The sequence below is a fragment of the uncultured Rikenella sp. genome (assembly GCF_947628055.1).
Classification (GTDB): domain Bacteria; phylum Bacteroidota; class Bacteroidia; order Bacteroidales; family Rikenellaceae; genus Rikenella.
This window is the reverse complement of the sequence record NZ_CANQYJ010000067.1, coordinates 1-13,702: the sequence shown is the minus strand read 5'-3', so window position 1 is coordinate 13,702 and position 13,702 is coordinate 1. Positions and strand designations below refer to the sequence as shown.

Sequence of the window (13,702 nt, the reverse complement as noted above, 5' to 3'; positions counted from 1 at the left end):
ATCGCATGAGAGGCCGCCACCACATCCCCCTGCTTATCCCGTGCCACCAGCGCGTAAAAGACCAGCCCCCCGCCCGAAGCGTCCGGCACCGCAAAATAAGCCACGCAGCGATTCCCCTCGCTCGGCGAGCCGTCCGCATCCAGCAGCAGCGCCCGCATGTCGGCCGCAAAAGCCGGATACGGCAGCACCGGCACTTTCGCCAAAGCCATTACGCCCACTCCGCCCGTTTCAGCGGGCCGGCACGAAAGCCATCTGTCCAAAGTATTGTTTTCCATTATCCGTTAACCATCGTATCGACCAGCCCGACCAGCTCCGGCGCCTGCCATATCCCGGCTGCAAAGGTCAGCAGCACCAGCAACAGCAGCACCGCCGAAAGCAGCGGATTGCGGGCCGTTTTATCTATTTTCGACAAGTCCGCCGGACGCGAGAGCAGCGGCAGCAGCTTGACGCACAGCCAGTAGATCACCGTCACCAGCAACAGCGCCGCCGGAACGAGCACCCACCACAGTCCGCCGGCCAGCAGCCCCGTCAGGATCAGATATTCGGTGCGGAACAGCACCGAAGGCGGCATGGCGATCAAGGCGATCAGACAGCACACCACCACCAATGCCCCCAACGGATCGGCCCGGAAGTAATTTCCGCTGCGCGCCGCTTTGTAGCTGCCGTACATTTTCCCCACCACGCTGATCTGGAGCAGGAACGAGCCTTTGATCAGCGTGTGCGCCAGCGAGTGCAGCACCGCCGCCCACACCCCTAAGCCTCCGATCCCTAACCCCAGCATCATCAGGCCGCTGTTCTCCACCGTCGAGTAGGCGGCCAGCCGTTTGAGGTTCCGCGTCCGGCCTAAGTAAACCGCCGCCATCAGCAGCGACAGCCCGCCCACCAAAAGCAGCACATGCCCTGTCCACGAAGCCAGCGCCGCCGATCCCTGCATCGTTTTCCAGACCCGGAACACAGCCACGAAACCGCCCCCCACCAAAGCCGAAGAGATAAAAGCCGACGCCGGCGTCGGTGCGCTGTGATTGGCATCGATCCCCACCGTACAGAACGGGAATATTTCCAATTTGGAGCTGTACCCGACCAATATGAAGAGGAAAGCCAACTTGACATACAAGGTGTTCCCCGCTCCGGCAGCGATCGCCTGCGTCAGTCCGGCGTAGGACAGATCGGCGACCGGCTCCGCCCCTCCCGCCGCTTCGGACGAAGCGACGGTGCCCAGAAGCAGGACGCCCAGATAGGCCACCGCGATGCCCACCGAACTGACGAAAACATACTTCCACGTCGCCTCCAAGCTGCGCATCGTCCGCCGGTGGTAGGTCAGCCCCGCAGCAGCCAAGGTGGTCGCCTCCAGGAAGATCCACGTTACGGTAATATCGTTCGCGAAGTAAACGCCGGTCAGCGCCACATTGAGCGCAATGAGCGAGACGAGGTAGATCTTGCTCTCGCGCAGCGGCTCCCGGCCCAGATAACGGCTGCTCTGCCAGCAGGATATCCATCCCATGAGCGCCATGAGCACATAATAGGTCACCCCCAGCGTATCGAACGTGAAATAGGCCAGCGCCGTCGTCCCCCGGTTCAACACCGCCCACGCGGCGAAAGCCACCTGCACCAGAAAGAAAATCTGGGCGAAAAACTGCACGTAGACCCGCTTGCGCGGCAAGACCACGAGCAGCACGGTCACCAGGGATATAATCAGCAGGTTTGTCAACATAACAATTCGATAATCAATCTTTTATGGATGACAGTCTTTCGTTGTCGAGGTTGGGCAGCCGTTCTCCGATCTTGGAGAGGAACAGTCCTAACATCAGCACGCCCATCAGAATATCGAGCAGGATACCGATGTTCACCAGCATCGGCAGTTCGGCTCCCAGCGCCAGCGAAAAAAGGAACACGGCGTTCTCGATCACGAGGAACCCGACCAGGTGCGAAAATATCCGCTGCCGTGCAGTGATCAGCAGCAGTCCCGACATCAAGCCGAACAGCGACACGCCGAAGAAAAGCGTGCCGGCCTGCGAGTCGCTCACCCACCGGGTGAGCGACAGGCTGACCACCAGCGCGAAAGCCGACAGCAGGATCGATACGAAAGCCGACATGGATCGTCTGCTCACCCGGTTGATCCGTGTGTTGCGGATAATCCGGAAGAGCAGGTACGGCACGAGTATCCCTTTGAAAAGCAGGGTCTCGGTGACCACGAATATCTTGGAGCTCCAGCTTTCGCCCGGCCCGAGCTGCACCAGAGCGATCCCCATCAGCAGCCATCCTTGCAGCCCCACTAACCACGCGTAGTGGCGGAATCGTTCGGTCACGGCCATGTACATCAGCGACACGGCGTAAATGATTATGAACAGCAGCAACATATCTTCCGTTTTCTGAATTCTTTCTTTTCCGGGCCGTCAGCCCCTTCTGTCCCCGCATAAGCACAAGCACAAGCCCCGCTCCGGCCATCAAGGCTCCCTCGCCGATCCGACATTACAATCCGCTGGTCATCAGCACATAGGCCACTGCAAACCCCAGCAACCCGATCGCCGAAACCGTCACCAAATAAGTGGCATTCCGGGTCATGCGGTTGCGCGCCATCAGCGACTCGATCAAGCCGACCACCGCTCCGTAAACCGCCATCGCCAACAAGAACCACAGCACCGACAGCCATCCCGTCATCCGTGCCGGAATCAGCGCATTGACCGCCAGCATCCCCCACACCGACAGTTTCAGCCACCCCGCCACCTGCACGAAGGCCAGATCCACCCCCGACAGATCCAGCACCATCGCCTCGTGCACCATCGTCAGTTCCAGGTGCGTCCGTGTGTCGTCCACCGGCACCCGCCCGTTCTCGACCAGCGCCAGGTTCAGGAACCCATAGCCCAGAATCAAAGATAACATCAACCAATTGACCGACATATTGTCGAACTCCGCGAAAATCGCGCTGAACGACCCGTAGCCCGTCACCATCGCCAGCGTGCCGACCAGCAGGAAAAAGCACGGCTCCACCAGCATCGAGAAGAGCACCTCCCGCGCCGAACCCATCCCCTGGAAACTGCTCCCGCTCTCCAACGCCGTGAGCACCAGCGCCAGTTTGCCCAGCGCCAGCAGATAGGCGAACAGGATGAAATCCCCGTCGAAAGCCACCGCCGCAGGAAAGGTGCCTAACGGCAGCAACAAAGCGGCTCCGAAAGCCGTCGCGAGATACACCGCCGGGGCCACCCGGGTCAGCACCGTAGACGACGTGCTGTACACCTCCCCCTTGCCCAGCAGCACCCCCACCGTCAGCAAAGGCTGGAAAAACCGGTATCCCGTGCGTCCCGCCAACCGCGCCCGCGTCTTGTTGATGATCCCTTTCACGAACAGGGAACTGGCCAGAATCAATATAAACGGTATCATAGACATTCCTCAAATAAGGTCAGAGCACCCCGCACAGCGACAAAAGAAGCACCAGAACCAGCAGGAGCAGCGCATGCAGCACATAGTGGTTCGTCTTTCCCGTCTGGAACAGCGCCAGGCGCGCCGTCCAGCGCCGGAGCCGGTGCGACACCCAGCGCGTAACCGCTTTTGCCGTGCTGTCGCGGTCTTCCGTCGAAAAAGCATGCCCTTTCGGAAAAATCTCCTCCTCGGCCAGCTCCCTCACCTGCCGCTCCGCTCCCCGTTCGCCCAGCATCGTCTGAAGCTCCCGGTTGTACGACGACGCCGTGTACTGCATCCGCGCCGAAGGCACCGTAAAGGCGCACCCCCACGTCGGCCGCCGCCGCACAGCGACTCCCGCCCGGCGGTTGAGCCACGCTTTCAGGTAGAGCAAGCCCCCCGTCAACAGCACGATCCCCCCCATGATCAGCTCGACGGCCGCCATCGTGCCGATCACCGGCTGCGCGTAGTACCGCGCACCAAACAAGGCGTCCGCATTCTCCAGCACCAAGTACGGATAGAGCAGCGGCCCCGTCACGATCCCCGCTAACGGCAGCGCCTGGGCCACCAGCATGACGGCATTCACCTCCCGCGCATCCCGCGCCGCGCATCCGCGCGGATTTCCCAAAAAGGTAATGCCGTAAGCCTTCGTAAAAGTCATCAGCGTCAAGCCTCCCACCAAAGCCAGCGCCACAATCCCCGCCACAGCCACAGCCATGATCTCGCCCCGCGTGATCGAGCCGAACAGGCCGTCGAACAGCACGAATTCCGAAGTGAACCCGATCAGCCCCGGCACCGTACAGATCGCACAGGTCGCCGCCAGGAACAAGATCCCCGTCATCGGCATCCGCCGCAGCAGGCCCCCCAGCCGGTTCATGTCCCGGTGGTGCGCCGCCGCGACCACCGATCCCGCCCCCAGGAACAGCATCGTCTTGTAGTTGGCGTGTCCCAGCACATGCAGCAAAGCTCCCCCGAATCCCGCATACGCAATGAAATCGCTTTCCATCGCCCGCCCCAGCATCCCCACTCCGATCCCGATGCAAATAATCCCTATGTTTTCGACCGAAGAGTATGCCAAGAGCCGTTTGAGATCGGTCTGCACCGCCGCCCGCGCAATGCCGAACACTGCAGTGACCGCCCCCAGCACGAACACCAGCAGCCCCATAGCGAACAGCGCCTCCTGCGTCAGAGCCAGCGCCGCCCGCACGATCCCGTAAATCCCCATCTTGATCATCACCCCCGACATCAGGGCCGAGACGTGCGACGGCGCCGCCGGATGGGCCACCGGCAGCCACATGTGCAGCGGAAAGATACCCGCCTTCAGTCCGAATCCCGCCAGAAAAAGCAGAAACACCCCCACCGTCATCGAACCCGAGAAGAAAGAGCTGCCCCCCTCTTGCCCGGAAGAAACCGCGAAAGCCCCCAGCAGCAGGAAAAACCCGATGTGCATCAGCACCAAATATCCCGTCGCCGCATGCAGCACCTCCTTCCGCTGGGCATCGAACATCACCAGTACGAACGAGCTGAGGGTCATGAGCTCCCACCAGAACAGGAAGCCGTAGGTATCCGCAGCGCACACCACGCCGAGCATCGAATAGAACAGCGCCACCAGCGCAGCGAAATGCAGTCCCACCTGCGCAGCGCTCTTCCCTTTGGCGTGCTCCGGCATATAGCCCACCGCATAGACCGAGCAGGCCACTCCCGCGACCGCCACCGCCAGCGCGAAGACGCCGCCCAACGCATCCAGCCCCGGCATCCACGCCTGCGCCCCGGACGAAGTCTCCGGAAAAACGATGGCCGTCACCCCCGCCACCGCGGCAATCACCGCCCCGAAAGCGATCGCGACAGCCGCCACAATCCCCTTGCCCCGCGTCCCCGGCCCCGCGAAAACCAAAATGGCGCTCAGCGCCAAAAAAGGAAAAATCCCGGACATATCCATTACATTTTTACCTCTGAACCCGTTGAACCGGAGGTTTGCCCCGTCATGCGGAAATACTTGTCCAGCACCGAGAGCGCAATCAGCCGCTCCCGCCGCCGGTCGAAGAATTGTCCGACATATTCATGCGCGCACCGGATGATCTCTTCCGCCGCTTCCGGATGCGCCGAATAATAGGCGATCTTCTCCGGCAGATCCGAATAATCGTCCCGAATCTCCACATAGTGCCGCCCCGGTTCCAGCCGCCCCTCCATAAACCACGTCTCGTACTTCGGTTTCGGCATCACCGCCAGCGAAGCGGACGACATGATCCATTTGAGGTTGCTGGCCACATCGTTCCCCTCCAATGCCATGACGAATTTGTAGCGCAAATGTTCCCACAGCGAAATCTTAGGCCGCAGCCACTCCGCCGGGAAGCCCGGCCCCGACGGGATGATCCCGCAGTCGCACACCTCGCTGCCGTAATACATCTCCATAAACCGCCTCCTATGGGGTTTCCCGCCGATATGCCCCCGGAAGACAGCCCGATCCGATTTTTCCCTGAACGGCACGGTATCTTTCAGAAACGTGAAGTGCCGCACCTTGTCCAAGTTCAGCAATACGGAATTGGCGTTGTCCCCTCCGATCGGCCTGCTTTTGACGATCGCCGGCACTTCCGGCACGAAAGTGACGTCTCCGAAACGGTGCTCCCACCTCAGCCGCGGATCGAACCACCGGGTGTACTCCTTCGTGTCGAAATAGTAAACCGACGGCGCCCCCTTGCGGCTATGCTCCCCCAGCGTCGGAGCCGTCGCCGGCAACTCCGTCGGAACCTCTAACCGGCAATAGTAATTCACGCGGTCGAAGATATAGTCCCTGTCGGGCCGATCCTCCACCGAAGCCAACGCCCGCCGCAGCCGCCGGCGGAAAATCCCGTCCGGCACCGCCTCCCGGGCGAATCCCCGCAGGTAATACAGCAGTTTGTTGTTTTTGCCCGATCCGATGTGCATATCCTTGAGTCAATCGAAATCTGTCTGTAAAGCCGTTCCCGCTATCTGCGCCACCGCAGCCGCCATCACCCCCGCCGTCTCCGTCCTGAGGCGGCTTTCGCCCAAAGTCACCGGCACGAAACCCGCTGCGCGGGCCTCGGCGATCTCGGCGGGCGAAAAATCCCCCTCCGGCCCGATCAGCACACAATACTCCCTCGACAAACACGAACCGGCAGCCGACATGGCCGGGAACAGCCCCACCCGATCCGCCAAAGGCGTCCCCTCGTCGCAGTAAGCCACAAAACGCCCCTTATATATAGGTGCCCCCGCCGCCGAAGCAGAAGCCGCCGAAGCCCAAGCGATAAATTCCCGGAAAGGAGTCAATTCGTCCAACCGCGGCACATAGGCTTTGAGCGACTGTTTCACGGCGCTCAGCACAATTTTCTCCCCCCGCTCCCGCCGCAGGGTTTTGCGCTCCGAGTGTTCGCACAGGATCGGCGTGATCCGGTCGATCCCGATCTCGGTCGCCTTTTCGAGGAACCACTCGTACCGGTCGCTGTTTTTGGTCGGCGCGATCGCCACATGCAGCCGGTAAGGCCTCCGTCCGTGGTTTTTCTCCCGGGCGACGATCCGCACCCGGCACTCCCGCGCCGACGCGTCCGGCAGGATTTCCGCCTCGGCCCACAGCCCGCGCCCATCGGTCAGCCGCACCCGCTCGCCGCCCCGCAGTCTGAGCACCCCCACGGCATGGCGCGACTCCTCCGGCCCCAGCCGGTAAAACGCAGCGTCCGTCAGATCAGGCGTATAGAAAAGGTGCATGGCGGTTTTCCCGTGTGGAAATTAGTTGTATTTTTGCTTGTTATTCATGCCAAAAATACAACTTAAACCCCATAAAAACCAAAAAAAGTGAACCGACTGACCCAGTCCGCGCTCTGCGCCGCCGCCCTCCTGACCGCCTGCGGCACCGGCAAGACCGACACCGCGAATCCTTTCTTCACCGAATGGGACACCCCGTTCGGCGTGCCGCCGTTTGAACAGATTCTTCCCGAACATTACATTCCCGCTTTCCGGGAAGGCATGGCCCGCGAAAAGGCCGAAATCGACGTCATCGTGAACAATCTCGACGCGCCGACTTTCGAGAACACCATACTGGCCTACGACAACAGCGGCCGATTCCTCGACCGGGTGGCCTCCGTCTTCGGCTGCCTTGCCGGCACTGACATGACCCCGGAACTGGAACAAATACAGAGCGAAATCTCACCCGAACTGACCCGCCACGGCAGCGACATCAGCCTCGACCCGCAGCTGTTCGCACGCGTCAAGACGGTCTATGAAGGGCGCGACACCCTTTGCGCCGACAGTCTCCAGCGGCGGCTGACCGAAAAGATATACCGGAATTTCGTCCGCAGCGGCGCCGAGCTTTCGGCGGAAGACCAGGCCGAACTGCGAAAGGCGGATCAGCAGCTCTCCATGCTCTCGATCCGCTTCGGACGGAACCTGCGGGAAGATAATGGCGCATTCGTTCTCCTGATCGACAATCGGGATGACTTGAAAGGACTGCCCCAGAATGTCGTGGACGCCGCCGCCCAGGAAGCCTCCAACCGGAACGAAGCGGGGAAATGGACTTTCACGTTAGACAAATCCAGCCTGATCCCGTTCCTGCAATACGCCGACAACCGGGCGCTGCGCGAAAAGCTCTACAAAGGGTACCTCACCCGCTGCAACCACGACGACGGGCGCGACAACAAACAGATACTCGACTCCATCGCCAACCTGCGCCTGAAACGGGCCAATCTGCTGGGGTATCCGACCCATGCGGCCTACGTGCTGGAGCGCCAGACGGCCAAGACGCCGGAGGCGGTCTACGCTTTGTTAGACGAGCTGTGGAGGCCGGCGCTCGAACGGGCGAAGAGCGAACTGGCCGAGATGAGGGCCATCAAACTGGCCGAGACGGGCGACAGCTCGTTCGCCTCGTGGGACTGGTGGTACTACGCCGAACGCCTGCGCAAAGCGAAATACGACCTCGACGAAGACGGACTGCGGCCTTATTTCGCGCTCGACAGCGTGCGCAACGGGGTCTTCACCCTGGCCAACAAACTCTACGGCATCACTTTCCGCGAACTGACGGATATTCCGAAATACAATCCGGAAAACCGCGTATTCGAAGCGATCGACAGCGACGGGACGACCAGTCTGGGCCTGCTTTACCTCGATTTCCACCCCCGTGCAGGGAAGCGCGTCGGAGCCTGGTGCACCACTTTCCGGAGCCAGTCTTACGATTCGGCCGGAACCCGCGTGGCGCCCGTCGTGTCGATCGTCACCAACTTCAGCAAGCCGACTGCCGATGCGCCGGCTTTGCTGACCTTGGACGAGACCGCCACTTTCTTCCACGAGTTCGGCCACGGCCTGCACCAGCTTTTCTCGATGGTGCCTTACCGGGGGCTGAAAGGGGTGGAACGCGATTTTGTCGAACTGCCGTCGCAGGTGATGGAGAACTGGGCGGTGCGGCCTGAAATGCTGGCCCTGTATGCCAGACACTACAAGACCGGCGAACCGATCCCGGCGGAACTGGCGGAAAAGATCGCCCGAAGCGGCCTGTTCAACCAAGGCTTCGCGACGGTGGAATACCTCGGCGCTTCGGTGTTAGACATGGACTACCACACCCGGACGGAGGGAGTGCCGATCGACGCGAACGATTTCGAGGCCGCTTCGATGGAGCGTTTGGGAATGATCCTCCAGATCGAACCGCGCTACAAATCGACCTACTTCCAGCACGTTTTCAGCGGCGGATATTCGGCGGGCTATTACAGCTACATCTGGGCCGAGGTGCTGGATGCCGATGCGTTCGATGCCTATGTGCAGTCGGGCGACCTGTTCAATCCGGAGATCGCCGCGCGGTTCCGCACGATGCTGAGCCGCGGCGGAACGGCCGACGGGAATGTGCTGTACCGCGATTTCCGGGGTGCCGAGCCATCGAAAGAGCCGCTGCTCCGACGGCGCGGGCTGGCCTCCTCTCCGACGTCCGGGACGACCGGGGAGTAGGAATTTCCGGGAATGGTTATACATGGATAAAATGTAAACCGTGAGTGGTACCCGACGCTATGTAAGCAGCGTCGGGTACTTCGTTTTTTACCGTGGGCGTGCCGGATCGCACGCAACCGGATTCGGATAAAATCGTTTGGAATCGGCGATCTGACGGCCTGCTCCCCTATCTTTCAAGGCAATATGGGCGCAGGCGTATCGCTGTCAGGCCCGGCCTGCCGCCGACAGGGATCATTTTACAATATTGACCAGCACGCGAATGTCGCGTGCCGGACGCACCGGATCGTTGGTCACCACCGTGATCCCTTCCGACAGCCGGCCGGTCACCCCTTCGGTATTCAAAGTCACGGTCAGTGTAGCGGTATCGCCCGCTTTGATCACCGTCTTGTCCGTCTTGGCGCCGATACGCCCGCTGGTCGGGCCGATATGCCGGATGATCAAGTCGTTTTCGCCGCCGTTGCTGATCTGGAACTGGCGGGTCAGCTTCTTGCCCCGGGGCTGGTCGCTGAAGTGGTAGAAAAATGACGAATAATCGGCGCGGGGAGCCGTTTTCAGCGCTGTGCGCGACGGCGCGCCGAACTCTTCGGTAAAAGTCGCTGTGACTTCCAACGGGTCGGGTTGTTCCACTCCGTTCACGAGCAGCGGAATCCGGTAATGCTGCTTGCCCCAGAGGTCGGCCGGGGCATTGAAGGTCATGACGATCTCGCTCCGTCCGCCGGCCGGGAGAATCGTTTTCCGCGGCTTTACGGTCAGGTAGGGAGGCAGCGCGGCTGCGTCGATATTCACCTTGACCGGAGCCTTTCCTTCGTTGGCGATACCGACTGTACGTACCTGGGTCTTGCCGTGCACCAAGTTGCCGAGTATGAGCTGCCGGTCGGCGATGCGCAGGCCGTCGGCGATGCGGAATGGATAATCGTCCTGGATGGTACGGGGTCTGGGGATTACGGTGCCGGTGATGGTCAGCCGGATATTGCCGCGAGGGTCGTTGGTGGCCACGCTGATGACTTTTTCAAATTTTCCGGGCCGGTTTGTCGGGTCGAAAATGACTTTCATCTCGCTGCTTTTCCCTGGCAGGACGGGCTCTTTGCTGAACTGGGGATAGGTACAGCCGCACGAAACGCCGACGCTGCGGATCACCAGCGGCAGTGTGCCTTCGTTCCGGAACCGGAATGTGTGGCTTACATCGCCGTCGGTTTCCCTGATCTCGCCGAAATCATACGTATAGCTGTCGAAAATCATTCGGGCGGTTTTCAGCTCTTCTGCCGAAACCGCCCCCAAAAGAGCTGACACCCAGGCGAGCAGCACAATCACTCTTTTTATCATAGCTCGGTATATATTTACTGTAGGTTTTATCGCCTCGAGCCGGGTGCCGCTCGGCACTCGAATCGGGCTGGAACTACCCCTTGATTGGCCGGAGCCAGCGGGGACTGCAAACGAGCGCAGCGAGCATTTTGCAGGCCTCCGCAGCCGGGGGCTCCGGCCTGACAAAGAGAGATCATCGCAAAAAAATCCTCTTGGGAGTCGTTAGACCCGTTGACGCGGGAAACGGTTTTCTCCGTACGCGAAAGCCCTTCCGGAAGCGTCGTGTTTCGCCTTGAGGCAGTTTTCTTTGCTTCATTTCTTTTGCTGCCAAAAGAAAGAAGAGCCCCGCCGGCTCGAGGCGATAAAAACGGTACAATTTTTACAACAGCTTTTGCACGGGCCGGAGCCAGCGGAGGCGTTTCGGGTAGTTCCAGCCCGATTCGAGTGCCGAGCGGCACCGCAGAGGCCGGCGATCCTCACGGATCGCATGCTCGCTGTAAGGCAGTTACACCCAGGTGTGCCCGGCGGCACCGGCCCGAAGCGAAAAACAGAGAATAAAAAATGCCCGTACAATTAATAAGCACGTTATATACTTTAATGTACTTTTCTCCTCTTTTCGAGATCGGCTCTGCACCGGGGGCCGCTTCTCGCGGCCGGGGGCGGCACGAGCCGAAAAATTAGGACAAGGGATGGCGGGTACGATAAAGTATATAATCGCGTTAACAAGTATCGCGACAGGGAACGAGACCGTGCAGCGCAAAAAACACGCACACACCCTCTCTCTTATAACCCCCAGCGTCCCGGATAAGCCCGCAAAGCCACCGAGAGCGTCTCCATCGCCCCCCGCAAATCCTCGATATTCAGCACATAAGCCAGCCTCACCTGATGCCGCCCCGTTTCCGGTTCCGCATAGAAGCCCGACGCCGGCGCCACCATCACCGTCCTGCCCTGATACTCGAACTCCTCTAACATCCACTGCGCGAACCGGTCCGCATCATCCACCGGCAGCTCCGCAATCGCATAGAACGCCCCCCGCGGCATCGGACACCGCACCCCCGGCATTTTATTAAGCGCCGAAATCATGAAATTGCGACGCGCCTCGTATTCGTCATGCACTGTCGTAAAATAGCTCCGTGGAGTATTCAGCGCCGCCTCCGCCGCCACCTGTCCCACATACGGCGCACAGAGCCGCGCCTGCCCCATCCGCAAAGCCGCATCGATCACCGCCGGATTCCGGCTCACCAGCGCCCCGACCCGCGCCCCGCACATGCTGAACCGCTTCGAGATCGAATCCATCATGATCACATGCTCGTCCATCCCCTCCAGCGCCAGCACCGAATGATGCTTCGCCCCCTCGTAGCAGAAATCGCTGTACACCTCGTCCGCCATCAGGAACAGATCGTGGCGCAGCACGATCTCCCGCAACTGCCGGATTTCCTCCTCACTGTACAAATACCCCGTCGGATTGTTCGGGTTGCAGATCAGAATCCCCCGGGTTCTCGCATCGATGCGTTTTTCAAACTCCGCGATCGGCGGCAGCGCGAAATCGTCCTCGATGTACGAGCGCACCGGCACGATCTCCACCCCCGCCTCCGCCGCGAACCCGTTGTAATTGGCATAATACGGCTCCGGCACGATAATCCGGTCGCCGCGGTCGCACGCGGCCAGCATCCCCATCAGGATCGCCTCCGACCCACCGGTGGTCACGACGATCTGTTCCCCGGTGAGCGGCAGCCCCCGCTGCGTATAGAATTCCGCCAGCCCTTCGCGGTAGCTCTCGATCCCCGCCGAATGGGTGTAAGCCACCGTCCGCACGTCGATCGCCCGGATCGCCGCCAACGCCTCGTCCGGCGTCGGAATGTCCGGCTGGCCGATGTTCAGGTGATAGACATGCACGCCCCGCCGCTTGGCAGCCTCGGCATAAGGGACGAGCTTTCGGATGGGAGAGGCCGGAATACGGAGGCCGGTCTGTGAAATTTTCGGCATATCGCGATGCTTGTGTTTTTTGTGTAACAAAGATAATGTTTTTCGGAATTAACCGTCTTAGGTCGGTCGGATATAATTGCAGCTCTTGGGGAGAGCCGTGCGGGCCGATGCCATTGTTTTTTGTCTCATGGGCCGGTTGCAGAATCGCGGGAACCGGAATCCGATGGAAAACCGCTATCTTTGGAAATTGTCCCGGCGGTTGGATGCGGGACGGATGCAAGTCATGGAAAACACGAATATGAAAAAAGGGAAACGGGTGGTGGTCGGTCTCTCCGGCGGCGTCGACTCCAGCGTCGCCGCGTGGGTGCTCAAGGAGCAGGGGTACGATGTAGTGGGGATGTTCATGCGCAACTGGAACGACACCACCGGCACCTTAGCCGGGGACTGCCCGTGGTACGACGACCGGGTTTTCGCGGAATTAGTGGCCAAGAAATTGGACATCGAATTCCACTTCATCGACCTCAGCGACCAGTACCGGCAGCGCGTGGTGGACTACATGTTCGCCGAATACGGGCGCGGGCGGACGCCGAATCCGGACGTGCTCTGCAACCGGGAAATCAAGTTCGACGCTTTTCTGAAAGCCGCTTTGGAGCTCGGAGCCGATTACGTGGCCACGGGCCATTACTGCAAGACCGACACGGTGGTCAGTCCGGTCGACGGTCAGACCTACTATCGCCTCATCGCCGGCGACGACCACAACAAAGACCAGAGCTATTTCCTCTGCCAGCTCAGCCAGGAACAGCTCTCGAAGGCTTTGTTTCCCATCGGCGGTCTCGAGAAACCGGAGGTGCGGCGCATCGCGGCGGAACAGGGACTGGCGACAGCCGAACGCAAGGATTCGCAGGGGATTTGTTTCGTGGGGAAGGTCGATCTGCCGGTCTTTCTGCAACAGAAATTAGCCGCGAAGCCGGGGGGGGCGATCGTCGAGATTCCGGCCGATTGGGCGGGGTATGCCGATCCCGCGCACGACTTTTATGCGCCTTATACCTATAAGGAAACCGACGGCGCGAAGGTCGGGGAGCACAACGGGGCGCATTTCTACACGATCGGGCAGCGCAAAGGGCTGAACGTG

Annotated in this window: 11 protein-coding genes; 2 read left to right on the top strand and 9 right to left on the bottom strand. The window is 60.5% G+C overall.

The features are described 5' to 3' along the window. From Q0Z93_RS07120 to Q0Z93_RS07090, 7 genes are all read right to left on the bottom strand, one after another. Positions 1-275: hypothetical protein (locus Q0Z93_RS07120; protein WP_298064197.1), on the bottom strand; the 275-nt coding region annotated here is incomplete at its 3' end. Next, positions 275-1,711: a proton-conducting transporter membrane subunit gene (locus tag Q0Z93_RS07115; RefSeq protein WP_298064195.1), complete on the bottom strand. Its 1,437-nt coding sequence runs from the start codon at positions 1,709-1,711 to the stop codon at positions 275-277. The genes Q0Z93_RS07120 and Q0Z93_RS07115, both read right to left, overlap by 1 nt. A 13-nt stretch (positions 1,712-1,724) precedes the next feature. Beyond that, positions 1,725-2,357, bottom strand: a complete 633-nt coding sequence (locus Q0Z93_RS07110) for a hypothetical protein (protein WP_298064193.1) — start codon at positions 2,355-2,357, stop codon at positions 1,725-1,727. A gap of 112 nt (positions 2,358-2,469) precedes the next feature. Beyond that, positions 2,470-3,378 carry an NADH-quinone oxidoreductase subunit H gene (locus Q0Z93_RS07105; RefSeq protein WP_298064191.1) on the bottom strand — a complete coding sequence of 303 codons (909 nt, stop codon included), beginning with the start codon at positions 3,376-3,378 and terminating at the stop codon, positions 2,470-2,472. A 19-nt stretch (positions 3,379-3,397) separates the two neighbouring features. After that, positions 3,398-5,329, bottom strand: coding sequence for a proton-conducting transporter membrane subunit (locus Q0Z93_RS07100; RefSeq protein ID WP_298064190.1), 1,932 nt, complete (start codon positions 5,327-5,329; stop codon positions 3,398-3,400). Between the two features lie 5 nt (positions 5,330-5,334). Further along, on the bottom strand, positions 5,335-6,321 hold the full coding sequence (locus tag Q0Z93_RS07095; protein WP_298064188.1) for a glycosyl transferase family 90: 987 nt from the start codon (positions 6,319-6,321) through the stop codon (positions 5,335-5,337). Positions 6,322-6,330: 9 nt separating this feature from the next. Then, complete coding sequence (locus Q0Z93_RS07090) at positions 6,331-7,119, bottom strand: RsmE family RNA methyltransferase (protein ID WP_298064187.1); 789 nt, start codon at positions 7,117-7,119, stop codon at positions 6,331-6,333. Positions 7,120-7,206: 87 nt separating this feature from the next. Here Q0Z93_RS07090 and Q0Z93_RS07085 point away from each other — a divergent pair, with 87 nt between their 5' ends. Next, complete coding sequence (locus tag Q0Z93_RS07085; RefSeq protein WP_298064186.1) at positions 7,207-9,342, top strand: M3 family metallopeptidase; 2,136 nt, start codon at positions 7,207-7,209, stop codon at positions 9,340-9,342. A gap of 231 nt (positions 9,343-9,573) precedes the next feature. Here Q0Z93_RS07085 and Q0Z93_RS07080 read toward each other — a convergent pair whose 3' ends face one another. Both Q0Z93_RS07080 and Q0Z93_RS07075 read right to left on the bottom strand, forming a co-directional pair. Further along, positions 9,574-10,665, bottom strand: coding sequence for a DUF1573 domain-containing protein (locus tag Q0Z93_RS07080; RefSeq protein ID WP_298064185.1), 1,092 nt, complete (start codon positions 10,663-10,665; stop codon positions 9,574-9,576). 762 nt (positions 10,666-11,427) lie between these two features. Continuing rightward, positions 11,428-12,630, bottom strand: a complete 1,203-nt coding sequence (locus Q0Z93_RS07075) for a pyridoxal phosphate-dependent aminotransferase (protein ID WP_298064183.1) — start codon at positions 12,628-12,630, stop codon at positions 11,428-11,430. Positions 12,631-12,853: 223 nt separating this feature from the next. Between Q0Z93_RS07075 and mnmA the strand changes: the two genes are divergently transcribed. Beyond that, on the top strand, positions 12,854-13,702 hold an 849-nt coding region (gene mnmA, locus Q0Z93_RS07070), incomplete at its 3' end, for a tRNA 2-thiouridine(34) synthase MnmA (protein WP_298064198.1).

Bases quoted from the DNA above. Each gene is read 5' to 3' on its own strand.
- Q0Z93_RS07115 (WP_298064195.1), bottom strand. From the start codon at position 1,711: ATGTTGACAAACCTGCTGATTATATCCCTGGTGACCGTGCTGCTCGTG.
- Q0Z93_RS07075 (WP_298064183.1), bottom strand. From the start codon at position 12,630: ATGCCGAAAATTTCACAGACCGGCCTCCGTATTCCGGCCTCTCCCATC.
- Q0Z93_RS07090 (WP_298064187.1), bottom strand. From the start codon at position 7,119: ATGCACCTTTTCTATACGCCTGATCTGACGGACGCTGCGTTTTACCGG.
- Q0Z93_RS07110 (WP_298064193.1), bottom strand. From the start codon at position 2,357: ATGTTGCTGCTGTTCATAATCATTTACGCCGTGTCGCTGATGTACATG.
- Q0Z93_RS07105 (WP_298064191.1), bottom strand. From the start codon at position 3,378: ATGATACCGTTTATATTGATTCTGGCCAGTTCCCTGTTCGTGAAAGGG.
- Q0Z93_RS07095 (WP_298064188.1), bottom strand. From the start codon at position 6,321: ATGCACATCGGATCGGGCAAAAACAACAAACTGCTGTATTACCTGCGG.
- Q0Z93_RS07080 (WP_298064185.1), bottom strand. From the start codon at position 10,665: ATGATAAAAAGAGTGATTGTGCTGCTCGCCTGGGTGTCAGCTCTTTTG.
- Q0Z93_RS07100 (WP_298064190.1), bottom strand. From the start codon at position 5,329: ATGTCCGGGATTTTTCCTTTTTTGGCGCTGAGCGCCATTTTGGTTTTC.